General features: G+C 68.4%; 24 protein-coding genes. 15 read left to right on the forward strand and 9 right to left on the reverse strand.

Annotation, left to right across the window (positions count from 1 at the left end; translation table 11 throughout):
• Position 1: 1 nt before the first annotated feature.
• The 8 genes from ABEJ63_RS01635 to ABEJ63_RS01670 are packed head-to-tail and all read left to right on the forward strand — an operon-like array spanning position 2 to position 6,175.
• Positions 2-856, forward strand: coding sequence for a precorrin-3B C(17)-methyltransferase (locus ABEJ63_RS01635; RefSeq protein WP_375794599.1), 855 nt, complete (start codon positions 2-4; stop codon positions 854-856).
• 2 nt (positions 857-858) lie between these two features.
• Entirely contained in the window at positions 859-1,878 is a 1,020-nt protein-coding gene (gene cobJ, locus ABEJ63_RS01640; protein WP_375794600.1) for a precorrin-3B C(17)-methyltransferase, read from the forward strand.
• Positions 1,868-2,113, forward strand: a complete 246-nt coding sequence (locus ABEJ63_RS01645; protein WP_375794601.1) for a ferredoxin — start codon at positions 1,868-1,870, stop codon at positions 2,111-2,113. Before cobJ ends, ABEJ63_RS01645 begins: the two co-directional genes overlap by 11 nt.
• Positions 2,106-2,801 (forward strand): cobalamin biosynthesis protein, encoded by a 696-nt coding sequence (locus tag ABEJ63_RS01650; RefSeq protein WP_375794602.1) that lies wholly within the window; start codon positions 2,106-2,108, stop codon positions 2,799-2,801. Before ABEJ63_RS01645 ends, ABEJ63_RS01650 begins: the two co-directional genes overlap by 8 nt.
• The gene (locus ABEJ63_RS01655) at positions 2,798-4,018 is read left to right on the forward strand and encodes a CbiX/SirB N-terminal domain-containing protein (protein WP_375794603.1); all 1,221 of its coding nucleotides are present in this window, start codon (positions 2,798-2,800) and stop codon (positions 4,016-4,018) included. The genes ABEJ63_RS01650 and ABEJ63_RS01655 overlap by 4 nt, the downstream gene beginning before the upstream one ends.
• On the forward strand, positions 4,015-4,389 hold the full coding sequence (locus ABEJ63_RS01660) for a DUF3209 family protein (protein WP_375794604.1): 375 nt from the start codon (positions 4,015-4,017) through the stop codon (positions 4,387-4,389). Before ABEJ63_RS01655 ends, ABEJ63_RS01660 begins: the two co-directional genes overlap by 4 nt.
• Entirely contained in the window at positions 4,382-5,620 is a 1,239-nt protein-coding gene (locus tag ABEJ63_RS01665; RefSeq protein ID WP_375794605.1) for a PQQ-binding-like beta-propeller repeat protein, read from the forward strand. Before ABEJ63_RS01660 ends, ABEJ63_RS01665 begins: the two co-directional genes overlap by 8 nt.
• A 51-nt stretch (positions 5,621-5,671) precedes the next feature.
• Positions 5,672-6,175, forward strand: a complete 504-nt coding sequence (locus ABEJ63_RS01670; protein ID WP_375794606.1) for a cupin domain-containing protein — start codon at positions 5,672-5,674, stop codon at positions 6,173-6,175.
• Between the two features lies 1 nt (position 6,176).
• On the opposite strand, the gene ABEJ63_RS01675 is transcribed toward ABEJ63_RS01670, so the two are convergent.
• From ABEJ63_RS01675 to ABEJ63_RS01695, 5 genes are read right to left on the reverse strand one after another with little or no spacing between them, the layout of a single operon-like run.
• Entirely contained in the window at positions 6,177-6,827 is a 651-nt protein-coding gene (locus ABEJ63_RS01675) for a high-affinity nickel-transporter protein (protein ID WP_375794607.1), read from the reverse strand.
• A 34-nt stretch (positions 6,828-6,861) separates the two neighbouring features.
• A complete protein-coding gene (locus ABEJ63_RS01680) occupies positions 6,862-7,203 on the reverse strand; it encodes a ferredoxin (RefSeq protein WP_375794608.1) in 342 nt (113 codons plus the stop codon).
• Positions 7,203-7,901, reverse strand: coding sequence for a CbtA family protein (locus tag ABEJ63_RS01685; protein ID WP_375794609.1), 699 nt, complete (start codon positions 7,899-7,901; stop codon positions 7,203-7,205). Before ABEJ63_RS01685 ends, ABEJ63_RS01680 begins: the two co-directional genes overlap by 1 nt.
• A gap of 1 nt (position 7,902) precedes the next feature.
• Positions 7,903-8,091, reverse strand: coding sequence for a CbtB domain-containing protein (locus tag ABEJ63_RS01690; RefSeq protein WP_375794610.1), 189 nt, complete (start codon positions 8,089-8,091; stop codon positions 7,903-7,905).
• A 60-nt stretch (positions 8,092-8,151) separates the two neighbouring features.
• On the reverse strand, positions 8,152-10,335 hold the full coding sequence (locus tag ABEJ63_RS01695; RefSeq protein WP_375794611.1) for a VWA domain-containing protein: 2,184 nt from the start codon (positions 10,333-10,335) through the stop codon (positions 8,152-8,154).
• A gap of 34 nt (positions 10,336-10,369) precedes the next feature.
• Here ABEJ63_RS01695 and cobN point away from each other — a divergent pair, with 34 nt between their 5' ends.
• The 5 genes from cobN to ABEJ63_RS01720 all read left to right on the forward strand — a co-directional run bounded on the left by cobN (position 10,370) and on the right by ABEJ63_RS01720 (position 16,834).
• Positions 10,370-14,236 (forward strand): cobaltochelatase subunit CobN, encoded by a 3,867-nt coding sequence (cobN, locus tag ABEJ63_RS01700; RefSeq protein ID WP_375794612.1) that lies wholly within the window; start codon positions 10,370-10,372, stop codon positions 14,234-14,236.
• A complete protein-coding gene (locus ABEJ63_RS01705) occupies positions 14,226-14,549 on the forward strand; it encodes a hypothetical protein (protein WP_375794613.1) in 324 nt (107 codons plus the stop codon). The genes cobN and ABEJ63_RS01705 overlap by 11 nt, the downstream gene beginning before the upstream one ends.
• Positions 14,542-15,228, forward strand: coding sequence for a precorrin-8X methylmutase (locus ABEJ63_RS01710; protein WP_375794614.1), 687 nt, complete (start codon positions 14,542-14,544; stop codon positions 15,226-15,228). Before ABEJ63_RS01705 ends, ABEJ63_RS01710 begins: the two co-directional genes overlap by 8 nt.
• Entirely contained in the window at positions 15,225-15,995 is a 771-nt protein-coding gene (locus ABEJ63_RS01715) for a cobalt-precorrin-7 (C(5))-methyltransferase (RefSeq protein ID WP_375794615.1), read from the forward strand. The genes ABEJ63_RS01710 and ABEJ63_RS01715 overlap by 4 nt, the downstream gene beginning before the upstream one ends.
• Before the next feature lie 80 nt (positions 15,996-16,075).
• Positions 16,076-16,834, forward strand: a complete 759-nt coding sequence (locus ABEJ63_RS01720) for a CbiX/SirB N-terminal domain-containing protein (protein WP_375794616.1) — start codon at positions 16,076-16,078, stop codon at positions 16,832-16,834.
• 1 nt (position 16,835) lies between these two features.
• Here ABEJ63_RS01720 and ABEJ63_RS01725 read toward each other — a convergent pair whose 3' ends face one another.
• Positions 16,836-17,744: a TIGR03571 family LLM class oxidoreductase gene (locus ABEJ63_RS01725; protein WP_375794617.1), complete on the reverse strand. Its 909-nt coding sequence runs from the start codon at positions 17,742-17,744 to the stop codon at positions 16,836-16,838.
• An 89-nt stretch (positions 17,745-17,833) separates the two neighbouring features.
• Here ABEJ63_RS01725 and ABEJ63_RS01730 point away from each other — a divergent pair, with 89 nt between their 5' ends.
• Positions 17,834-18,115 carry a hypothetical protein gene (locus ABEJ63_RS01730; protein WP_375794618.1) on the forward strand — a complete coding sequence of 94 codons (282 nt, stop codon included), beginning with the start codon at positions 17,834-17,836 and terminating at the stop codon, positions 18,113-18,115.
• Position 18,116: 1 nt separating this feature from the next.
• On the opposite strand, the gene ABEJ63_RS01735 is transcribed toward ABEJ63_RS01730, so the two are convergent.
• Entirely contained in the window at positions 18,117-18,326 is a 210-nt protein-coding gene (locus tag ABEJ63_RS01735) for a hypothetical protein (RefSeq protein ID WP_375794619.1), read from the reverse strand.
• Positions 18,327-18,508: 182 nt separating this feature from the next.
• Here ABEJ63_RS01735 and ppc point away from each other — a divergent pair, with 182 nt between their 5' ends.
• A complete protein-coding gene (gene ppc, locus ABEJ63_RS01740) occupies positions 18,509-21,223 on the forward strand; it encodes a phosphoenolpyruvate carboxylase (protein ID WP_375794620.1) in 2,715 nt (904 codons plus the stop codon).
• Position 21,224: 1 nt separating this feature from the next.
• Here ppc and ABEJ63_RS01745 read toward each other — a convergent pair whose 3' ends face one another.
• Together ABEJ63_RS01745 and ABEJ63_RS01750 are read right to left on the reverse strand one after the other, a co-directional pair.
• Complete coding sequence (locus tag ABEJ63_RS01745; RefSeq protein WP_375794621.1) at positions 21,225-21,626, reverse strand: hypothetical protein; 402 nt, start codon at positions 21,624-21,626, stop codon at positions 21,225-21,227.
• 80 nt (positions 21,627-21,706) lie between these two features.
• A complete protein-coding gene (locus tag ABEJ63_RS01750; protein ID WP_375794622.1) occupies positions 21,707-22,600 on the reverse strand; it encodes a bifunctional methylenetetrahydrofolate dehydrogenase/methenyltetrahydrofolate cyclohydrolase in 894 nt (297 codons plus the stop codon).
• Between the last annotated feature and the right edge of the window lie 66 nt (positions 22,601-22,666).

Below are 22,666 nucleotides of genomic sequence, written 5' to 3' on the forward strand. Positions count from 1 at the left end.
TATGTCGGCGAGCGACTCGGCCGACATGGGGACGCTGTACGTCGTCGGTATCGGCCCCGGGCTTCCCCACGCGATGACCCAGCGCGCGAAGGACGTCATCACGTCTGCGGACTGTGTCATCGCCTCCAACCTCTACCAAGAGTTCCTGCGACGCGATGGGACGCTCCCGCCCGAGGAGGCCGTGACGGACGGCGGGGTCGCCGCGCGGCCGAACGGCACCGAACAGGAGATCGTCCGGTCGTCGATGGGTCAGCAGGTCGAACTCGCGGTGGAGGCGTTCGAGCGGGTCCGTGACGGCCAGGATGTCGCCCACGTCTCCGGGGGAGACCCCAACGTGTACGGAAAAAGCGACCTGCTGTTCCTGATGGCGGAAGAAGAGGAGGCCTACGACATCCCTATCGAGATCGTGCCGGGCGTGACCGCGGCGCTGGGCGGTGCGGCCAATCTCGGTGCGCCGTTGTCGAACGACTTCTGTACCGTCTCGCTATCCGACAAGTGGCGCGGCTGGAAGGAAATCGAGGAGAAGCTCCGAGCTGCGGCCATCTCCGGGTTCGTCGTCGTGCTGTACAACTGCTGGCGCGATTACGAGCGGGCTATCGACGTGCTTCGCGAGGAGCGGGCCGACGACGTGCCGGTCGGCATCTTCAACGATGCGGGGCGCGGCGACGCGGGCCGCAACCTCGAGGACGAGACGCACACGGTGACGACGCTTGGCGCCGCGACCGAGCACGACGAGAAGGTCGGCGGCATGGGGACGTCCATCGTCGTCGGCACCGCAGAGACGGAGGTCTGGGAGAACGACCACGAGGAGTATCTCGTCACGCCCCGCGGCGGGCGCGACGTGGAGGATTTCTGACCATGAGTACTGACGACACCACCACGACGGATGATGCATCGACCGAGAGCAGCTGCGGCGCGAGTACGGCGACGGACGGCGGCGCCGCCGCGGAAACGACGACCGACAGCGCCTGTGGCGGCGCGACGACCGACACCACGACGGAGAGTGCCTGTGGCGGCGCTACCTCCTCGAGTTCCTCGGGCTGTGGCGCCTCGTCGGACGATGACGAGGAGGAGGTCGGCGCCACCGTTGACGACTTCGAGGCCGACCCCGGCCAGCTCGTCGCGGTCGGGCTCGGCCCCGGCCAGCCGGAGGGAATGACAGCCCGCGCGAAGCGGGCGCTCGCGGACGTCGACCATATCGTCGGCTACACCACCTACGTGGAGCTGCTGCCCGACGAGATCACCGACGACGCCGAGGAAATATACGATACGCCGATGTGCGGCGAGGTGTCTCGGACGGAGGAGGCCATCGACCGCGCACTGGCGGGCAACGATGTCGCCATCATCGGCAGCGGCGACCCGAACGTCTACGCGCTGGCGGGGCTTGCGCTCGAAATCATCGAATCAAAGGGGGCGACCGCCTCGGCGCTGGACTTCGATGTCGTCCCTGGGGTGCCAGCGGCCCAGTCGTGTGCTGCTCGCGTGGGCGCGCCGCTCGTTAACGACACCGTGAGCGTCTCGCTCTCGGACCACCTGACGGACATGCCCACCATCGAGTCGCGGCTCCACGCCGTCGCCAAGGAGGGGTTCACCATCAGCATCTACAACCCGTGGAGCCGGAAGCGCCGGGAGAACTTCGAGAAGTGCTGTGAGATCCTGCTGGAACACCGTCCGCCCGAGACGCCGGTCGGCGTTGTCCACGGTGCGGGCCGCGAGGACGAGCAGACGGAGATCGTCGAGCTGGGCGAACTGGAGGCACTCGGCGAGACCGACCTCATCGACATGACGACGACCATCCTCGTCGGCAACGAGGACACCTACGTCTGGGATGATCGGATGGTGACACCGCGGGGCTACGAGACCAAGTATGACTACTGAGTACACCGTGCGGCTGGACCGGGAGGCCTGCGACGGCATCTTCGCGTGTCTCGTCCGCGACGACCGGTTCGTCGAGGCGGCAGACGGCATCGCGGCGCTCGCGGACGAAACGGGAGCGGCCGACAGCCCGACCGCTGTCGCGACGTTCGACGACGACCGGCTCGCCGCTGCCGAGGACGCTGCCGCCGCGTGTCCGCTCGACGCAATCGACGTGGAGGTGGTCGACGGTGAGTGAATCGGACGCCCGCCCGGCGCCTGCCGACGACCTGCTGGCGGCGACGCCGGCGACGGCGTACTTCTGGGGGCGGGTCGCCGGCGACGGCGACCTCTCGACTGAGTGTGTGACCGTGCGAGCCGGCGACGAGCGGGCCGCCGACGCACTCGCCGCGGTGGCGGGTGCCGACAGCCGCAACCACGACGTCCAGGCCCGCGAGTCGGCCCACGACGCTTCTGTCGTCCGCTACGAGGACGAACACGAGTTGCAAGTGTTCGGCGCGCTGGCGCGGCGGGCGGGTGCGGCGCTGGGCCTGCCGGTCGACGGCCAGCCCGGTGGCTATCGGCTCGATGCCTTCGCAGACCACCGGCCACAGCTCGTACGCGGCCTGCTCGAGTCCTGTGGGACGGTCTGCTTCCGGGAGTCGGCCGGCGAGGTGGGCGTCTCGTTCGTCCACGACGACGCCCGGTTGCTCGAGACCGTCCGCACGCAACTGCGGGCCGCGCCCGTCGATGCGCCGACGGACGAGCTCTCGGAGACATCCTCGGGCGGCCACTGGTTCGGGCTCGCCGACGGTGCAGACGCGGCGGCCTTCGCCGAGTGGGTCTACGCGGACAGCGACGCCACCGGACTGTATGCCGCCGACCGTCGTCGGAAGCTCCGCCGGAGCGTCGAGCGTGCGACCGGCCGCGAGGTGGGGACGCTGTGACTACCGCTGAGTCGACGCCGGTCGGGCTCAACGACGAGGCCGTCCTGCTCGTCGGCCACGGTTCGCGCCGCGAGAAGTCCAACGAGCAGGTGCGGACGCTGGCGGCCGCCCTCGAGGAACGGCTGGGTGTCCCCGTTGACGCCGGCTTTCTCGAGCTCGCGGAGCCGGCGATCCCTGATGCGATCGCTGGGTTAGCACCGGCTGTCGCCGAACTGACTGTCGTCCAGCTGTCGCTGTTCGCCGCCAGTCACGTCAAGAACGACGTCCCGTTGGCGGTCGAACAGGCTCGCGCGAGTCACGACCTCACGATCAACGCGGGTGGCCACCTCGGCGTCCACCCGGCGCTGGTCGACCTGCTAGACGAGCGGGCCGCGGCCGTTGAGGCCGACCTGGGCGTCGACCGCGAGACGGACGATGTGGCCGCGGTCGTCTGTGCCCGCGGCTCGTCGGACCCGGACGCGAACGCCGACGCCCACAAACTGGCGCGGCTGCTCTACGAGGGCCGCGCGTTCTCCCGGGCAGAGGCGACGTTCATCGGCGTGACGGAGCCCACTCTCGAGGAGACGCTCCACACGGTCGCGAAATCCCGACCGGATGCGGTAGTCGTCCTGCCGTACATGCTGGGTGACGGCGTGCTCACCGGTCGTATCCGTGAGGGTGCAGCCGAGTTCGACGCGGAGTACCCGTACGTCGACGCAGCCGCAGGCGACCCGCTCGGCACTGACGCCCGCCTGCTGGACGTGCTCGGCGACCGCTGGCAGGAGGCCCGCACCGGGAGCGTGAACATGTCCTGTGACACCTGCAAGTACAAGGTGGAACTAGACGGCTACGAGGAGGACGTCGGCGGCGCCCGTGCGATGTTGCGCGCGCTCACCCATCAAGAGACCCACGCCGACCGCGAGAACGTCGACGACGACCCGCACGTCCATGATGCGCCAGCCGACCACGTCGCCGTTTGCACGAACCAGACGTGTGCGGCCGACGGCGCCCCCGCGGTCCTCGAGCGGCTCCGTCAGTCGGTGCGCGACTCCGATGCCTGTGACGCGCGGGTCACCCGGACCTCGTGTCTCGGTCGCTGTGGTGAGGGGCCGATGGTTGCTGTCTACCCCGACGGGGTCTGGTACGGCGGTGTCGAACCCGACGACGCAGACCGCATTGTCTCCTCGCATCTCGACCGCGAGCGCATCGTCTCGGAGCTGGTCGACCAAACTCTATGACCTGTCACGAACTCGAAGCCCTACGACTCGGACTGATGAACGTCCTCGGCACCGAGGACCGCAGCGCACGCGACCACGCCGAGCGGGAACTCGAGGGTCACCTCGAGGGCCCCATCGGCGCGCTCGCGGATGCGACGACGCTCTCAGAGGTCGAACGACACCTCGACGCGGCGCTCGTCGACCTTGAGGAGGAGATTGCGCGGGCGGATGCCGATGACCCCAACTACGACTACCTTCGCGGACGACTCGTCGCCGTCCGCGACGCCGAGCGTGCCGTCGCCCGGCTCACCGACCAGGGCGGGAGCGTCCTTGACGGGCTTGGCGAGGCCCACGAGGTGCTCCACGAGGCGTTCCCCGTCGAGGATGAGTGACGCCCGCTCGCCGCCGCGGTCGTCGGCCCACGAGACGGTCGGGCTCGGCGAGGTCACGCCCGCCCGGTCGCGTCACGCTGGCCGACGATCGGCCGTCGCGCTCACAGACGACCGGGTCGTCGTCGGGACTGCCGACGGGGCCGTCCGGGCCTTCGACCGCGAGACACTGACCGAGCGGTGGCGCTGCGATGTCGGTGATGCCGCCATCGTCGCGGCGACACCGGTCGCGGGCGGTATCGCCGTCGGCGAACGTGGCCCCGACGGGATCGTCCGCATCCACGACGCGGCGACCGGTGCCGTCCGCTGGCGCTACCGGAGCGCCGACGACGTGGGCGAGCCCGTCGACGAGACGCGGTTCCAGCTTCCGTTCGTCGCGTCGCTGGCGGCTGGAGACGGCCGACTCTACGCGGCCGCACGCCGTTACGAACGGGTCGATGGCGATCGGCAGTTCCGGAGTCGCATCTACGCGTTCGAGCCGGACGGCACGCTCGCGTGGACCTACCGCGCGGACGCCTCGCCTATCGCCGTAGACGCCGACGGCGAGCGGGTCGCCGTCGCGTACAACCGCTGTCCCGGCACCCACCAGCACGGGCTGGTCGTGCTCGACGCGGCGACGGGGGCGGCCCGGTGGAAGTGGGACCCTGGCACCGACGGCGACCGGCGGGTAGGTGATGTCTCGCTGTGCGAGGCGGGGGTCGTCGCCGCGAGCCATGGCGACTACCGAGGCTATCGGCTCGGGCCCGGTGGCAGAGAGCAGTGGCGGGCCGACCTCGCGACGCCGGTCGACCGCGGCGACGAGCGGCTCTACGCCTATCCGAACCACGTCCACGCGGCCGACACGGGCGTCGTCTTCGTCACGGGCAACACGTACGCCGTCGACGCCCGCGAGACGGACGGACTCCACCCCGACGAGCACACCGCCTTCGGCTACACGATAGACGGAACGCGTCGCTGGCGCGGGCCGGTTGGCGGCTTCGCCGGCGGCGTCGGCGCCGACGGCGGCCGGGTTGCAGTTCCCGGCGCACAGCATTTCCGCGAGCGCGATCCCGCGGCCCACGGCCTCCGGACGTTTAACGCCGCGACCGGGGACGGGGAGACGCTCCCGGCCGAGGGTGTAGTGACGGCTGCCGCGCTGGCCGACGACACCGCCGTCGCCGTCGAGGAGCCGGTCGCCTACCACGACGGCGACGGCCGGCTCGGGGCCTACCGACTCCACCGCTACCGGCTCTGAGTCCGGCCCGGGACGGGGAACATTTCTGCGGCCATTCCTTCCCGGGCAGGTATGGAACGCGTCCGAATCGACGACGTCGACAATGCCCTCCAGCCGGCGGCCGTGATGCGACAACTGACCGAGCCGCTAAGCTGTACCGATCTCGCGGTCAACTACTACGAACTCGCCCCCGGTGACTCATTCGCGTTCGCCTGTCACGCCCACGAGGTACAGGAGGAGGTGTTCGTGGTCCTCGCCGGCACCGCGACGTGGGAGACGGCCGACGGCTCCGTCGAGGTGGGCCCGGGCGAGGCGATCCGGTTCGGCACCGACGAGTTCCAGCGCGGCTGGAACCGCGGCGACGAGCGGGTGCGCGCGCTGGCACTGGGTGCGCCGCTGGCTTACGGCGACCAGCCGAAGTACGCTGACTGTCCACACTGCGGCGGGCGGCAGACGGTTACCTTCGACGCGCTCGACGATACGGAGGCTGTCCGAACCGTCTGCGAGAGCTGCGGCGGCGAGGTGGCCCGGTGGATTCGCGGCCCGGACGGCGAGAATCAGCGGGTCGAGCCCTGAGTCAGGCCACCAGAACTATCCCAGTCTGCTCGGCCAGCAGGAGCCCGCCGACGGCGATACTCGCCAACCCAGCCAGCGTCTCGAGCCCGCGACCCGTCGCGACGGCGTTCCTCCACGCGAGCGAGACGGCTGCCATCGTTCCGATTGACAGCAGCGTGAAGCCGGCGAGGAAGGCGAGTGCTGTCCCGACGGTGGCGGCCGTCGAGACAAGCAGGACGACGAGCGCACCGCTGCCAGCAATGCCATGGAGCGCGCCGACGGCGAGCGACTCGCCGTCGAACCCATGGGTGTGTGCTGCGCCGACAGAGAGCTGGCCGACCTGCAGGTGTGAGTGGTCGGCGGCACCGGCGTGGTGTCGCCGCCGCCACAGCGTTCGTGCGCCCAGCGCAATCAGCAGGAGCCCGATCAGCGTCTCGACGCCGGCCGTCACCGTGGCTGGGAGCTGGACGCCGACAGCGACGAGTCCGATTCCGAGGAGAACAACGGGGATGGCGTGGCCGATACCCCACGACGCGCCGACGCGGGCGGGGCGTGCCGTCTCGTCGTCGACGAGCGTGGCCACCGCAGCAACGTGGTCAGCCTCGAGCGCGTGGCCTGCGCCGACGACGGCACCCGTCGCAAGCGCGCCGGCGATACCGCCCGCGAGGAGCATATCATCGCGTTGTCGGCCGGGTGAATAAGCGTAGCTACTCCACCGCGACGCCGGCACCGAGCCGGTCGACCTCGGGGCCGAACTCCTCGGCCAGTAGGTCGGGCACTTCCTCGGGCGTGACGCCCGCGTACCAGCGGCCCCGCGGCTGGAGGACAACGCCCGTGCCAGTCTCGCTACAGAGGCCGAGACAGCTCGTCTCCGCGACGTGGACGTTCGACCAGAAGACATCCCGCTCGCGGAGCCACTGCTTGACGGCCGTGAGCACCGCCTCGGCGCCCGCGTCGCCACAGCAGGCGTGCTCGTCGCGGTCGGTCGTGCAGACGAGCACGTGGTCGGTGAAGCCGCTCGCGGCAACCTCCGGCGTCCGATCGTCCATTAGTCGGCCCCCGCTGGGCCTTCTTGAACGGTCGGGGCGAGCGGCGAGCGCCGACAGAGCCACGCATGGGTGGCCGCGAGCGTTCCCCACAGGAGCACCTGTCCGAGGCCGACGACGCCGCGGTAGACAGCCGCGAGCGCCGGGTCGCCGGCACTCGCGGTCGCCGGAGCAACGGCAGCCAGCCCGAGCGGGAGCGCAAATGGGGCGGCCGCGGCTGCGAGCCGGCTCGCCCGGCGGGTGCCGCGGGTCCGCTTGTATGCGGCAAGCGCGAGCCCGCAGGCGAGGCCGCCGGCGACAATCATCCCCCCATACCAGGCCAGCCGCGTGTCCGCGCCGAGGATCGGCTCGACGCCGGCCGGCTGCGGCGGGAGCACGAGCCATGGGGCGCCCGCGAGGGTCACGAAGCCAGCCGCGGCGAGCAGATAGCTGCGCGCCTCCGCGCCGCCGGGTAGGGCTGGCTCTGCGAGGTAGTACGCGACCCCAAAACAGAGGCCGGCGAGCAGTCCCCACAGGCTGCCAGCGGCGACGCTGGTCGCCGACCCCAGCAGGGTACCTGCCTCGCCGACGTGGGCGTGGCCGGTTGTGACGGCCTCGGCGTGGCGGACCAGGGGGTTACCGACGAGCGCGACGTACGCGCCGAAGGCCGCCCCTGCGGCGGCTCCCGCCTTCAGCCCACGGGTCGCGTACCCGGCGAGCATCTCAGTGGCAGGTGATGCCGGCTGCGTGCCGGAAGTTGTGCATCGCGTCGTGGAGCGCGGGCTCCTGTGCGAACAGCAGCGCGCCGCCGAGCACGCCCACGAGTAACAGCCCCGCGAGCGCCTGTGTCGCCGTCAGCTCCGTCCGCGCGCCGTCGATCCGTCCAGTCACCGTGTCAGTCGCTGTCGCCATGTGAAACTCGAGTTGACCAAAGACAAGCGCACTTGTAAAACTTCCGGGTCCGACGAAAGTTCAGTTTCGCCTGGCCGCGGCGTCAACCCGAGCCGCCGAGAGCGCGTCCAGCGGCACCCGTCGACCGTCGGTCACCTCTACGAGCGTGTCGACGAGTGCCCCTCTGTCGTCTTCGTCACCGGCGTCCACGACGACCACCGACGGGTCCCGCTCGGCGAGTGCTGCCGCCGCGGCCCGCGTCTCCGCGACGGGGCTCTCGCCGACGTTCGCCCGCCCGTCCGTCACAAGCACGACCACGCTCGCGTCGGGGTCTGCGCGGTCCAGCACGCTACCCGCGGTCCGGAGCCCGGCGGGCAGCGGGGTCCGGTCACCCGTCGGCAGTTCCTTCAGGTGACGGGCCGCAAGCGTGACGCTGTCCGTCGGCGGCAACAGCACCTCGCCGTCCTCGCCGGCGAACGCGACGAAGCCGACGGCGTCACGCGCCTCGTAGGCGTCCTGCAGGAGCTCAAGGACTGTCCCCTTGGCCGCCCGCATCGCCGGCCGCATCGACGCGCTGGCGTCCACGACAAAGAGCACGAGCGTCTCGGCGTCACTCGCCCGGACGGACCGCCGGAGATCACGCGACTCGACACTGTCGTCGCCGCGAGCCGCAGCCGCGCGGATAGACGCCGCGGCGTCGATGGGGTCGTCATCCGACGCCCGCTCGGTACGCACCAGTGACCCGCTCCCCGCAGTTGTCGCGGCCGCCTCGCCGCGCCCCTCGCCAGCCGACCCGACGTCAGCCGCGTCCGGTACCCCCAGTTCTGGTGCAGCAGCCTCGCCGATACCTGCCCGTTCGGCCCCCGGGACGAGTGGCGTCGCCTCCTGCTCTTCCTCTGCCGGGCTGTCTGATCCCTCGCCATCAGCGTCTCCACCGTTGTCTCCCTCTGCCGACACAGGCTCTGGGTTACCTCCTTCATCAGAGCGAGACTCCTCCGGGTCGCCATCGTCGGACGACGCTTTGTCGTCGCTCTCGTCGGCCTCTGGGTCGCCACTCTCGTCGCCGCGTCCACTATTCGGCTCTCCGTCGGGCGCTTCACCCTCTTCGCCGTCTTCGCCGTCGCTTCCGGCGTCCGTCTCCTCGTCCCCATCGCCATTCGCCTCGCCGTCGGACTCGGACTCGGTTTCGCCGCCAGCGTCCGTCCCGTCGTCCGGCTCACCGTCCTCCGCGTCGTCGAAGTGGTCGTCGACCACCTCCTCGGGGTCCGGCGCGTCCTCGAACGGGGTCGATTGGAGCCGGTGTGACAGGGCAAGTTCGGCGGCGCGTCGCACGTCAGACTCGAGTACGCGCGTCCGGCCGTCGAGCGCTGCCAGCGCTCGCGCCGCCCGGGCCGTCGCAATGTCGCCACGGTGGCCATCGATGCCGGCATCTCGACACAGCTCCGCGATGTCGGCTGCGAACTCATCGGGGAGCTCCACGTCAGCGAGCAGTTCGCGAGCCCGTGCCAGCTGAGCGGCAGGTTCAGCCGAGTCGTCGCCGCCCGTCTCGACCCGTTCGTCGGGTCTGTCGTCCGCCTGTTCGGGACGGAGCGCACCCTCGATGATAGCAATCCGGTCGTCGATATCGTCGAGGCCGGTGACGGTTGTATGGAGCGCGAACCGGTCTCTGAGCTGCGGCCGGAGGTCGCCCTCTTCTGGGTTCATCGTCCCGACAAGGGTGAACTCCGCAGGGTGGTCAACGCTGACGCCGTCTCGTTCGACGCGGTTGCGCCCGCTTGCAGCCGCATCGAGCAATGTGTCCACGAGGTGATCATCCAGCAGATTCACCTCGTCGACGTAGAGCACACCGCGGTTGGCACGCGCCAGCAGACCCGGGTCGAACTCAGCGTCACCAGCCATCGCGTCCGCGACTGAGAGCGTGCCAACGACGCGATCGCGGGTCGCCCCCAGTGGCAGTGTCACTACCGGCACACGCCGCCGGTCGACCGGCGGGTCGGGCCGGGCACGACAGTCACCACACTGCCGGTCTGGGTCCGTCGGGTGACAGGCGTACGGACAGTCGGCGACGACCCGTTGGCTGGGAAGGAGATTGCCGAGCGCCCGCACAGCGGTCGACTTAGCGGTGCCCTTCTCTCCTTCGACGAGCAGCCCGTCGAGGTCGTCGTCGGTCGCGACGGCAAGCAGCGCCTCCTTCAGTTCCGTCTGGCCGACGACATCGGCGAAGGTCGCGCCGGAATCCTTTTCACTTGTGCTCTGTTCAATCATACTTGTATTAGCGAAACGGAGGTTTAACAACGTTATGCCAACCATCGGACTATACACGGCGACGGAAAACGAGCTCGGGGCGGCGGGGCAGGCGGCCGAGCAGGTGGACGCGGAGCTGGTGGCCCGCTCGGAGAGCGATCTCGACGGCCTCGAGGACGTCGACGCGTTCCTCGATGAGCTCGGCGACGCGACGGCGGTCGTCTTCTGGCTCCACGGCGGCGAGGGGAGCATGCCCGGCTACGAGCACGCAGTCGACCGGCTCCGCGAGGCGGGTATCCCGCTCGTGGTCAAATCTACGGGTGACGCTTACGCGTTCGAGGACACAAGCGTCGACACAGACACACGCGACCGGGTCTACGAGTACTTGGAGCGGGGCGGTACGGCGAACCTTGCCAACTGCATCCGGTATCTGGTCGATAGCTTCGCCGAGCCGCGGCCCCATGACGATCCCGTCGAACTGCCGACCGAGGGGGTCTACCACCCAGATTACCCGGGGGCGGGCTACGACGAACTCACAGCGACATTCGACCCCGACAAGCCGACGATTGCCGTCTGGTTTTACGAGTCTCACTGGACCCACGAGAATACCCGCTATGTCGACGCACAGGTGCGGGCCATCGAGGCCCAGGGTGCGAACGCACTCCCCATCTTCTGTAACCCAGCGACCGAGGACGGCGAGGGTTGGGACGCCGAGCGTGTCACCGATGAGTGGCTGCTCGCGGACGGAGAGCCGGTCGTCGACGCCGTCTGCTCGTCGTTCATGTTCTCGCTATCGATGGAAGAACGCGGCCGCAGCGCGGCCGACGAGGGTGCCAACGAGGTGTTCCTTGACCGGCTCGGTATCCCGGTTATCCAGACCGTCACCACGATGCGCTCGCGGTCGCGCTACGAGGGCAGCGAGACGGGCGTGATGGGGTTCGAACTCGCGCTGTCGGTCGCGCTCCCTGAGTTCGACGGCAACGTCATCACCCATCCGATCAGTGGCAAGGAACGAACCGACGACACGGCCGATATCGGGAGCGCACCGAAACAGCACTTCCCCATCGAAGACCGCGTCGACCATGCCGCGCGACTCGCGGTCAACTGGGCACGGCTCCGACACGTTCCGAACCCTGACAAGCGGGTCGCGGTCGTCCTCCACAATTACCCACCGAGCGACGACGGTATCGGGACCGCCTTCGGCCTCGACACCCCCGAGAGCACTGTCAACCTGTTGTCGGAACTCCGGGCCCGCGGCTACGACCTCAACGGTCAAACACCACCAGACGGCGCGGACCTGATGGAGCAGCTCACCGACCAGCTCACGCTGGACGACCGGTGGGTCGCGCCCGAGGACGTCCGCGCGCTGAGCGTTGATACTGTCGGGCCTGATCGCTATCGGTCGTGGTTCCACGAGGCCGACGACCGGCTTCAGACCGCGGTTCGCGAGGAGTGGGGCGAGCCACCGGACCGCCCGTTCGCGATTCCTGGCGTCGAGTTCGGGAACGTGCTCGTGACGGTCCAGCCGCCCCGCGGCTTCGGGATGGATCCCTCGAAGGTGTACCACGACTCGGATCTGCAACCGCCACACGACTACGTCGCGTTCTACGCGTGGCTCCGCAACGCGTTCGAGGCCGACGCGGTCGTCCACCTCGGCACCCACGGCAGTCTCGAGTGGCTGCCGGGCAAGACCGTCGGGCTGAACGGTGCGAGCGCTCCCGACGGGCTCGTCGACGATCTCCCGAACATCTACCCGTATATCATCAACAATCCCGGCGAGGGGACTCAGGCGAAGCGGCGGTCGTACGCGGCCGTCGTCGACCACCTCACGCCCGTGATGTCGAACGCCGGCACCTACGACGACCTCGCGGAGCTTGAAGAGCTGGCGGACCGCTATCGCGAGGCCGGTATGGAGGACGCCCGGAGCGACGACGGCGACCACCTCGAGCAGCTGCTGCGCGAGACGGTCGACGAGCTTGACCTCGCGGCCGAGCTCGGCCTCGCCGGCGACGTCGACGAGAAGGTGGACGTGCGCGGTCCCGAGGAGGCGGGGACGACGCTTGCGGAGGGTGAGGTAGCGGGCGACGAGGTAGATGTCGATGAGCTGGTCGAGCGTGTCCACGAGTATCTCACCGACGTGAAGACGACCCAGATACGGATGGGGCTTCACACGATGGGTGAGCCGCCCGCAGACGACCGCCTCGTCGAGTATCTGGTTGCGCTGACCCGCCTCGAGAACCCGGGGGCGCCGAGTCTGCGCGAGAGTGTCGCGGGCGTGCTCGGTGTCGACTACCAGACGATGTTGGACGCCCCTGGCGAGTACGACCACGACCTCGGGATGACCTACGCCGAGGCGGCCGACCGTGTCTACGAGACGAGCCTCGAGTTAGTTGCGACGCTCGCGGCCGAGGGATTCGACGTGCCCGCCGACGAGCGAGCAGCTGGCCCAGACGACGAGGTGAACCTGAAGCTCATGGTTGTCGATATCGAGCCGCTCGGTGACGCCCGCGTCTCGAGTGGTGCACACGAGGACCTGCGCGCGGCGCTCGCGTACATCTGTGAGGAGGCCGCCCCGCGAGTAGCGGGCGCCGAGGCTGAGATTCCGCGGACGGCCGATGCGCTCGCCGGCGAGTACGTCCCGCCCGGTGGTAGCGGCGCGCCAACCCGCGGCGGCGTCGACCTGCTGCCGACGGGCCGGAACTTCTACACACTGGACCCACGGAAAGTGCCGGCGAAGAGTGCGTGGGCAGTCGGCAGCGAGGTGGCTGCCGGCGTTGCCGAGCGGCACGCCGACGAGACCGGCGATTACCCCGAAGAGATCGGTGTCGTCGCGTGGGGGACACCAACAGTGCGGACGCGTGGGGAGACAATCGCGCAGGTGCTCGCGTTGATGGGTGTCGAGCCGCAGTGGACCGACGCCGGTCGCATCGACGATGTCGAGCCGATCCCGCTCGACGAACTCGGGCGGCCGCGCATCGACGTGACGACTCGGGTTTCGGGGCTATTCCGGGATGCATTCCCGCAGGCGGCGAGCGTCATCCATGACGCCGTCGACGCCGTCGTCGCCCTTGACGAGTCTTACGAGCAGAACTACGTCAAGAAACACGTCGAGGAGGATGCCGCGGACCTCGAGGCCGACGGTGTGGACAAGCCGACGAAGGCGGCCAAACACCGCGTGTTCACCACCAAGCCCGGCGGCTACGGTGCAGGGACGAACAAGGCGGTCGACGAGGGGAACTGGGAGGACCGCAGCGACCTCGCGGAGGTTTACGTCCAGTGGGGCGGGTACGCGCTCGGTTCCCGAGGGACAACAACCGAGGCGCACGCATCCTTCGAACGGCGGCTGGGCAACGTGGAGGCGACAGTCAAAATCGAGGACACCGCCGAACAGGACGAGTTCGACTCCTCGGACTGGTACGCGTTCCACGGCGGCTTCATCACGGCCGTCGCGGAGACTGCGGGTGAGGAGCCCGCCTCCTACGTCGGCGACTCCTCGGACCCAGACAATGTTGACGTCTACACGAACGAAGAGAAGGTGCGCAAGGCGATGCGAGCGCGGGTCCTCAACCCCGAGTGGCTCGACTCCATGGAGGAGCACGGCTACAAAGGCGCGGGTGACCTTTCCTCGACAGTCGATGTCGTGCTCGGCTGGGACGCCACGACAGGCGTGGTGAGCGACACGCTGTGGGCGTCCGTTGCCGATCGGTACGCGCTCGATGCCGACCGACAGGAGTGGCTCCGGGATGTGAACCCGTGGGCGCTTGAGTCCATCACGGACACCCTGCTGGAGGCCATCGATCGAGGGCTGTGGGATGCCGACGATGCGACGGCAGACCGGCTTCGTGACGTCAACCTCACCGTCGACGGCGACATCGAGGCCCAGGCCGGCGGTCCGACGGAGGTGACCAGCGATGACGACTGATGCCCGTGAGGAGCACGCCGAGGTCGGTCGCGACGCTCGGCCAGAGCGGGCGGCTGCAGCCATCCGCGAGACGGGTGCTGAGGTGCAGCACCGCCAGGTCGGACAGGCGCTTGCCGCGCTGGAGGCGGCTGGCGGGCTCACTGACGGCCAGCGGGCCGTCATCGAGCGGTTCGCCGACCGACTTGTCGACAGGCTGCTGGCGCCCCCGACCGCGAGCCTGCAGGCAGCCGCGACCGACGCCGACCACGCCGAAGTGACGGTTGCGCTCGAGTTGTTTGATGCCCGCGCGGATACGGAGGGCGACGATGAGTGACGCCGAGGAGGACGGCGGGTTCGAGGCGTACGCCGACCTCGGGGCGACAACCTCGGAGGCGATGGATATCGCAGAAACGAGTATGGATCGGGTCCACGAGTTGGTCCCGCAGGAGACGCTTGCGGACCGACTGCGTGCAAAGGCTGTTCACGCGACGGGTGATCCGGAGTTCCAGCACCTCGTCCGGATCACCGGTGACCCGGTACGTGCCGGCGGGCGAGCCGTCCTCGACGAGCGGCCCGTCGTGACTGATATCACGATGGTGAAATCGGGCATCACCGGCCGCGGTCACGACTGTCCGGTGCAGAAGGCTATCGGCAACGGGGCGGAGCTGGCCGCCGAGACGGGGATGACGCGCACGGCGGCGTCCGTGCTCGAACTCGACCGCGAGGGCGTCTATGACGACGCGATTGCGGTCGTCGGCAACGCGCCGACGGCGGCACTTGCGCTCGCAGACTGCATCGAACAGGGGACGCGGCCGGCCGTTGTCGTTGCCACCCCTGTCGGCTTCGTAAAGGCCGCCGACAGCCGTGAGCGGCTCCGGGCAGTTGCGCGCGAACACGATATCCCTGCGGTGACGAACGTCGGTCGGCGTGGCGGTAGCGGGCTGGCAGCCGGGCTCACAAACGAACTCGTCCACGTCGCCAGCGATGTCCGCGGTGGTGAGGTGGAGCTGTGAGCGACACGTACGACCTCGATTCGGGGCCGGACCCGGCGACCATCGCCGCAGCGACGCCGGAGCCGGCCGACGCTTCAGCGCCGGTCCACGCCATCGGTGTTGGTCCAGGCAATCTCGAGTTCCTGACGCCGCGCGGCAAGCGGGCTGTTCGCGAGGCAGATGTCGTGGTCGGGTTCGGTACTGTCGTCGAGTTCGTCGCCGATCTAACCGACGCGGACCTGCTCACCTGCGGGTACCGCGACGAAGAAGAGACGCTTGCGGCCTTTGCAGACCGCGTTGCCGCCGGCGACCGAGGGACGGCCGTGCTGATGGGCGATCCTAACCACTCCGGCTATCAATTCCTCGGCAAGGTTGAGCGGGCGGTGGACGCGCCCGTCCGGGTCGTGCCGGGTATCTCCTCGCTGCAGGTCGCGGCGAGCCGTGCGCGGACGCCCATGGAAGCGACGTCGTTCGTCACGCTCCACAAGAGCGGCGACCTGACTGATGATCTACGGCGGCTCCGCGAGGGCGTCGGGGACCGTCATCTGCTCGTGTTGCCCCGCCCGTATGACTGGATGCCTGGCGATATCGCCGCCCACCTGCTTGAGGCCGGCGCCGATCCGGCCCTCGAGACGCTTGTCTGCGAGCGGCTCACCCACGACGACGAATCGGTGACGCGGACGCGACTGGATGAACTGGCCGACCACGCGGGCGGGAATGGCCCGGAGGAGTCCCCCTTCTCGGACCTGTCAGTGCTGGTCGTCCGGCGGCATTCCGACCACCGTTAGCTATATACCGTCCCGTCCGTACCCTGAACCAAGCCAACTTTCCCTAACACAACTAAAGTTGTGTTGGGCCAACCACCACCATGCCACGGGACACACTGCTGCTCGTCGGTCGCGCCGCCGGGGACGGCCCCGAAGTGTTCGAGACTCATCGCCGTCGGCTGGCCGACCGGACGAGCTTCGACGCCGTCGAGGTGGCGACCTATGAGGAGGAGCCGGTGCGCGAGCTGCGCGAGCGGTTCGCGACCCACGAGGCCGACCGCGTCCACGCGGTGCCGATGTGTCTTGCGCACACCCACGACACCGTCGACGCGGTACCGCGCGCGCTCTCGTATCTCCCGGGTGAGGTCCACTACTGTGACCCAGTGGGTCGCAACCCGGCGGTGACGGAGGTACTCGCCGAGCGCGCCCGCGGACTCGTCGACGAAGGCGAGGACGCCTCGCTCGTGCTCGTGGGCTTTGGGAGTTCGTCGACTCCCCACCAGCGGCGAGCCGCGGAGTACCACGCTGGCCGGCTGCGCGAGACGGCTGGGTACGGGCAGGTCGTCACCTGCTATCTGCTCCAGAACCCTACCGTCGAGTGCGTGCGCTACGAGGTTTCGAACCCGCGGTCCGTCGCGGTGCCGCTGTTCGTCGCCCCTTCGCCGGCCACCGACGAGCGCATCCCCGAACAGCTCGAACTGTCACGGGGCGGCATCGAGTACGCAGACCCACTGGGCACTCATCCGCGGGTGACCGACGCCGTCCACGCGGAGGCGGCGAAAGGGCGCGTCCTCGCAGCGGCGGCCCCCGCCGACGCCGCCGGCGGCCGGCCGCCTGTCGCTACTGACGGCGAGGGATGACCTATACCCGGTCACGGACGGCCGCAACCTGCTCGAGCGCACGCTCCGGCGTCTCGCTCGCGAGAGAGACAAGAAGATGGTCGACGCCCAGTTCCTCGAGCCGGCCGAGGTACGCCTCAAGTTGCTCCGTCCCGATCCGATAGCCCTGGTGAATAGGCTCCGGGTCGGCCCCGGACTCCTCAGCCAGCGCGACCCGTAGCGCCATCGCGAATGGCTTCTTATCGGCGACTGCTCGCCAGTCCTCGAGGTACGACGCGAGCGTCGATTCCGGCAGGTGGTAGAACAGCCAGCCGTCCCCGTACTCGCCGAGCCAGTCGAGCGACTGGCGCGCCCGCCCGGTGGGAACTAGCGGTACCGTCCCGTTCGCCGGCGTCGGCACGACATCGAGGTCACCATCGAGCCGCCCCCATGGCCCCTCATAGTCGGGGAACGACTCGCCCCAGACTGTCCGGAGCGTCGTGACGGCTTCACGGAAGCGGGCGCCCCGCGTGTCGTGGTTGACGTTGAAGGCGGCGAACTCTGGCTCGCGGTCGCCGGCGCCGACGCCCATGACGAGGCGCTCGCCGGAGAGCCGGTCGAGCGAGGCGGCCTGCTTGGCAACGTGCAATGGGTGCCGGAGCGGAAGGACGACGCTCGCGGTGCCGAGCGCGATACGCTCCGTATGAGCGGCGGCATGTCCCAGCCACGTCCACGGGTCGAATGTTTGGCCGGCGTCGCCGAACCGCGGCCAATACAGCGGCACGTCTCGCGCCCAGACAGCGTCGTAACCGAGCGACTCAGCGCGGGCCACGAGCGCCATCTCGCGGTCGACATCAGGGGGCGACTCGCGGCTGTCGGTCAGCGGGAAGCTGACGCCGACGCTCAGTCCGTTACCGCCGAACGTGCGTCGGAAGCCGGGGTGGTCGTCCACGGCGGGAAGAGACACGCCATCGATATGGCCGCTCCGGTCCGAACCTGTTCGGGATGGTTTCCGTCACCGTCGCGCGCCTACTGTTGTATATGCGACCCGGCGAGGTGTACGACCTGTTTCTGTCGGAATTGACATTCCCAACGACACGCGAGCAGGCCATCCGGCGCGTCGGCGACCGCCGGCTGACGGCTCCCGGCGGCGACGACCGGATGCTTGCGGAGGTACTTGCGCGGTGTCCGGAACGCGAGTTCGACTGTGCGACCGGGCTCTACGAGGAGACGATGGAGTTCCTCGGCCCCAGTTTCGTCGGCCGCGTCGGCTACGATGACCGGGGGCGGGTGCCTAGCGAACGGACGCCCCGTTCGTTATAACTTACTCGCCGGTTCGTTCGACCCGGACCGTCACCGTCCCGTCGAACCGCCAGGTTGCCGTCGGCGATGGCCGGTCGAACCGCGAGGGAACGTCGACATGGGCGTCTTCGAGCGTATAGGACACCTCGTCGCCAGCCATCAGGTCGGCGGTGAATTCGCGAACCAGCGCGGGCGGGGTCGGTGCCGCCTCCTCTGTATCGTCCGGTGACATACCTCACGTTCGAGCGAGTGACACGTGAATCTGGCCCTGATCTTGGCTGGGTATGGGCGTCCGTCCACAGTACATATCATCGACACGACTGTTCGTGGCGGCGGTCGAACACGACCTCTCGTGTGATTGTTCATACGAATTGTAGTAAAAACTCTTTAGGGGGCTGCGGGCGCTAAGCGTGTATGAGCGACGGGAATCTCCACGCGCGGGACGTCGAGCAGGATGTCCGCGAACTCGGCGAACTCCTCGGCGATGTCATCGCCGAGCAGTCCTCTGACGAGGCGTACGAAGCGGTCGAACAGGTGCGACAGGCGGCGATTGCTTATCGGCGGGGCGAGGCTGACTCGTGGGCGGGGCTGGACGACGCGCTCGCTGCCGCCGCAGGGGCTCACGATGAGGCCATCGCGCGGGCGTTCACCTCTTACTTCGAGCTGGTCAACCTCGCGGAGGAGCGCGAACGGGTGCGGGCGGTGCGACGCGGCCAGCAGTCGGGCACTCTCGAGGACTCTGTCGCCGCGGCCGTCGATGCGCTTGCGGCCGACGGCGCCGACGCCGCCACCGTCGAGTCTGTGCTTGAGGACGTGCTCATCGAGCCGACGTTCACCGCCCATCCAACCGAGGCGCGCCGGAAGACGGTGAAGGCGAAGCTCCGGTCCGTCGCCGAGGACCTCGAACGGCTCGACGAGCGCCGGCTCACCGACGGCGAGCAGGCGGCTATCGAGCGGGATGTCGAGACAGAAGTAACCAGTCTCTGGCAAACGCCACAGCTCCGCGACCGCCGCCCCGAGGTCACCGACGAGGCACTGAACGTCCTGTGGTATCTCGAAAATACGCTGTTCGATGTCGTCGGTGATGTGTACGCAGCCCTTGAGGAACGGCTCGCGGAGACGTACGACGCGGACGTTGAGGTGCCGAAGCTGTTCGAGTTCCGCTCGTGGGCCGGCAGCGATCGCGACGGCAACCCCCACGTCACCCCGGCGGTAACCGCGGAGACGCTGGAGCGCCAGCGATCGGTCGTCCTCTCGAAGTACCGGACGGCGCTGAAGCGGCTCTCTGGTGTGTTGAGCCAGCATACCGACCGAGTCACCGTTGGGGAGACGGTGCGCGACCGGCTGGCAACCCACCGCGCGGAATTGGGTGATGCGGCCGAGGAGGCGGCCGACCGCTACCCAGACGAGCCGTACCGACAGTTGCTGCGGCTGATGCGTGAGCGTATCGATCGGGTGGGTGGTGTCCGGCCGGGCGGTTACGCCAATCACGAGGCCCTGCTCGCGGATATCGACGCGCTGGCCGCAGATCTCCGGGCCAACCGCGCCGCGAACATCGCCGAAACCCACGTCGACCCGCTTCGCCGGCAGGTCGCCACCTTCGGGTTCTCGCTGGCCAGTCTCGATCTGCGCGACCACCGCGAAAATCACACCCAGGCCGTCACGGAGGCGCTCGACCGAGCGGGCATCGACTACCGGAGTCGCGATGAAGACGAGCGGGTCGATCTGCTGACCGAGGCGATTCTCGCCGACGAGCCGGTCGTTGATACCGACGACACGACGGGGCTCTCGGAGACGGCTGCGCGCGTGCTCACGCTGTTCGACGCGACGGCCGACTGGCAGCGAGAGTACGGCGCCGACGCCATCGACACCTACTGCATCTCGATGTGCGAGGAGCCGTCCCACGTGCTCGAGGTGCTGTTCCTCGCCGACCAAGCCGGCGTCGCGGACCTGCCGGGCCACTGCGGGCTGGATGTGGTCCCGCTGTTGGAGACGAAGTCGGCGCTGTCGGGTGCCCGCCGCATCATGGGGACGCTGTTCGACAACCCCGCGTACGCGGCCGCCATCGAGGCGCGCAGCGACGGTGCCCCGCTCCAGGAAGTGATGCTCGGCTACTCGGATTCCAACAAAGAGAACGGCTACCTCGCGGCTCGGTGGTCGCTCCACCGCAACCAGAAGCGGCTCACCCGCATCTGCGAGGAGTACGGCGTCACCCTGCGGCTGTTCCACGGCCGTGGTGGCTCCATCTCGCGGGGTGGCGGGCCGATGAACGACGCGCTGTTAGCACTGCCCCGCGAGACGGTCACCGGCGAGGTGAAGTTCACCGAGCAGGGCGAGGCTATCGCGGAAAAATACGCCAACCCACGCATCGCACAGCGGAATCTCGAGCAGATGCTCGATGCCCAGATACGCGCCCGGTACGATGCCGTGGCCGGCGACGACGAGCCGATTCCCGACGAGTGGGACGACGCGATGGAGACGGCCGCTGACGCGGCCCGCGATGCATACCGCGACCTCCTCGAGACCGACGGGTTCGTCGCCTACTTCGAGCAGGCAACGCCAATCACCGTCATCGAGAATCTCAACCTCGGGTCGCGGCCCGCCTCGCGGAGCGGCGAGCGGTCCGTCGAGGATCTGCGAGCGATTCCGTGGGTGTTCTCGTGGACACAGGCGCGGTGCATTCTGCCGGGGTGGTACTCGCTGGCCACTGGGTTGGACGCGTATCTCGACGCTGGCGGTGATCTCGAGACGCTGCGTGCGATGTACGAGGGGTGGCCGTTCTTCCGGACGCTGCTCGACAATGCGGCGACGGCGCTGGCCCGGACAGAACTCGACGTGGCCAGCGAGTATGCCGCCGCCGCGGAACCGGCGCTCCGCGAGCGGTTCTTCCCCCGCATCGAGGCCGAACACGCCCGCGCGGTTGACCTCGTGACCACTATCACGGGCCGGGATGGGCTGCTACAGCGTGACTGGTTCGCAGAGAACCTCGCTCGCCGGAATCCCTACGTTGACCCGCTCAACAAGCTTCAGGTCCGCCTGCTCGCGACCGATGACCGTACCGAGGCCGAAGACCGCACCCTTCGGCTCACGGTGAAAGGGATTGCCGCCGGCATGAAGAACACCGGCTAACTCACTCCGGTGTCGCACTCGTTCTACACCGCAGCTCCACCTCGAGTTCGTACATTTGCGTGTTCTTGGCATCCTTGCCGTCGTCGGTAGCCGTCACCTTCCGTGTCTCATCTGGGCCGAGCGCGCCGGCAAACTGGGCACGCCCGGTCCGGGCATCGATTCCGAGTGAAGTGCCTTGCTGGAACACCACCAGCAGGTCATACCCAATGGGGGTAGATCCGACGTTCGCAAGCTGTAACTCGACGACTGGTACAACTCCCTTGCCGAGTTGTGCCCGCTCTTCGGTCACCTGGAAGGCATCCGCACACGGCGGGGCGGTGGCTTCGGTATCCGACCGAATGCATCCAGCCGTCAACGGCACGGTTGTACTGCCAAGCGCCGCGAGCCAGCGCCGACGGCTCATCGTAGCCCGTTCGGCCATCCGTCACCACTCGCCGTTCCGCCCAGACACCGACGCACATCGCCCGCGCCCAGTGGCTGCCGTCATGGTAGGTCGATCGGGACGTCTGACTGCAGACTGGTAGCCTTCACCGTGTTGTACATCAGCATCGCAATGGTAAGCGGGCCGACACCGCCCGGGACAGGCGTGATGATGTCAGCCTTCGATTTGACATTCTCGAAGTCGACATCACCGACGAGCTCGTACCCCTTCTCCGTGTCTGCGTCGACCCGGTTGATGCCAACGTCGATGACCGTCGTCCCTTGGTCGATCATCTCTGCGTCTATCATTTTTGGAACCCCGGCGGCGGCAACGACAATGTCCGCCGCCCGGGTCTTTGCCGCGAGATCTCTTGTTCGGGAGTGACACACCGTTGTGGTGGCGTTGCCACCATCTCCGTACTGGATGAGCAGGTTCGCCATCGGCTTGCCGACGATATCCGAGCGGCCGACCACCACCGCCTCGGCTCCCTCCGTCTCCACGTCGTAGGCGGCAAGGAGTTTCTGGACGCCGTGGGGGGTGCAGGGTTTAAATCGCGGATTGCCCGCCACCAACCGGCCGACGTTCTCCGGGTGGAATCCATCAACGTCTTTCATCGGATCGATACGTTCCAACACCGCCGCCTTGTCGATGTGGTCTGGCACGGGCATCTGAACGAGGATACCGTGGACCTCGGGGTCAGCGTTGAGTTCGTCAATGCAGTCGAAGAGTCGCTCCGCGGGCGCGTCCGGGGGAATCTCGACGTGACGCCCGTCGATGCCAAGCGTCTCGCAGGTCTGCTGTTTCATCGAGACGTACGTCTCGCTGGCTCCATCGTCGCTCATTAGGACGGTCGCGAGACTCGGCGTCACACCCGCATCTGCGAGTGTGCTCGCGCATGTAGCGACGCCATCTTCGATACTGTCTGCTACCGCGTTCCCATCGATTATCGTTGTCATCGTGCGTCTCTGTGGACGAGCCGTCGACATCCGGACCAAGCCCTGCAGCCGCTCCGTTGCCGGTCC

The sequence above is a fragment of the Halosegnis sp. genome (assembly GCF_042216475.1).
Taxonomy (GTDB): domain Archaea; phylum Halobacteriota; class Halobacteria; order Halobacteriales; family Haloarculaceae; genus Halosegnis.

Excerpts from the sequence above, each read along its gene's own strand:
- ABEJ63_RS01635 (WP_375794599.1), top strand. The coding sequence starts at position 2 with ATGTCGGCGAGCGACTCGGCCGACATGGGGACGCTGTACGTCGTCGGT.
- cobJ (WP_375794600.1), top strand. The coding sequence starts at position 859 with ATGAGTACTGACGACACCACCACGACGGATGATGCATCGACCGAGAGC.
- ABEJ63_RS01645 (WP_375794601.1), top strand. The coding sequence starts at position 1,868 with ATGACTACTGAGTACACCGTGCGGCTGGACCGGGAGGCCTGCGACGGC.
- ABEJ63_RS01660 (WP_375794604.1), top strand. The coding sequence starts at position 4,015 with ATGACCTGTCACGAACTCGAAGCCCTACGACTCGGACTGATGAACGTC.
- ABEJ63_RS01665 (WP_375794605.1), top strand. The coding sequence starts at position 4,382 with ATGAGTGACGCCCGCTCGCCGCCGCGGTCGTCGGCCCACGAGACGGTC.
- ABEJ63_RS01670 (WP_375794606.1), top strand. The coding sequence starts at position 5,672 with ATGGAACGCGTCCGAATCGACGACGTCGACAATGCCCTCCAGCCGGCG.
- ABEJ63_RS01675 (WP_375794607.1), bottom strand. The coding sequence starts at position 6,827 with ATGCTCCTCGCGGGCGGTATCGCCGGCGCGCTTGCGACGGGTGCCGTC.
- ABEJ63_RS01680 (WP_375794608.1), bottom strand. The coding sequence starts at position 7,203 with ATGGACGATCGGACGCCGGAGGTTGCCGCGAGCGGCTTCACCGACCAC.
- ABEJ63_RS01685 (WP_375794609.1), bottom strand. The coding sequence starts at position 7,901 with ATGCTCGCCGGGTACGCGACCCGTGGGCTGAAGGCGGGAGCCGCCGCA.
- ABEJ63_RS01690 (WP_375794610.1), bottom strand. The coding sequence starts at position 8,091 with ATGGCGACAGCGACTGACACGGTGACTGGACGGATCGACGGCGCGCGG.
- ABEJ63_RS01695 (WP_375794611.1), bottom strand. The coding sequence starts at position 10,335 with ATGATTGAACAGAGCACAAGTGAAAAGGATTCCGGCGCGACCTTCGCC.
- cobN (WP_375794612.1), top strand. The coding sequence starts at position 10,370 with ATGCCAACCATCGGACTATACACGGCGACGGAAAACGAGCTCGGGGCG.
- ABEJ63_RS01705 (WP_375794613.1), top strand. The coding sequence starts at position 14,226 with ATGACGACTGATGCCCGTGAGGAGCACGCCGAGGTCGGTCGCGACGCT.
- ABEJ63_RS01710 (WP_375794614.1), top strand. The coding sequence starts at position 14,542 with ATGAGTGACGCCGAGGAGGACGGCGGGTTCGAGGCGTACGCCGACCTC.
- ABEJ63_RS01720 (WP_375794616.1), top strand. The coding sequence starts at position 16,076 with ATGCCACGGGACACACTGCTGCTCGTCGGTCGCGCCGCCGGGGACGGC.
- ABEJ63_RS01730 (WP_375794618.1), top strand. The coding sequence starts at position 17,834 with ATGCGACCCGGCGAGGTGTACGACCTGTTTCTGTCGGAATTGACATTC.
- ABEJ63_RS01735 (WP_375794619.1), bottom strand. The coding sequence starts at position 18,326 with ATGTCACCGGACGATACAGAGGAGGCGGCACCGACCCCGCCCGCGCTG.
- ppc (WP_375794620.1), top strand. The coding sequence starts at position 18,509 with ATGAGCGACGGGAATCTCCACGCGCGGGACGTCGAGCAGGATGTCCGC.
- ABEJ63_RS01745 (WP_375794621.1), bottom strand. The coding sequence starts at position 21,626 with ATGAGCCGTCGGCGCTGGCTCGCGGCGCTTGGCAGTACAACCGTGCCG.
- ABEJ63_RS01750 (WP_375794622.1), bottom strand. The coding sequence starts at position 22,600 with ATGACAACGATAATCGATGGGAACGCGGTAGCAGACAGTATCGAAGAT.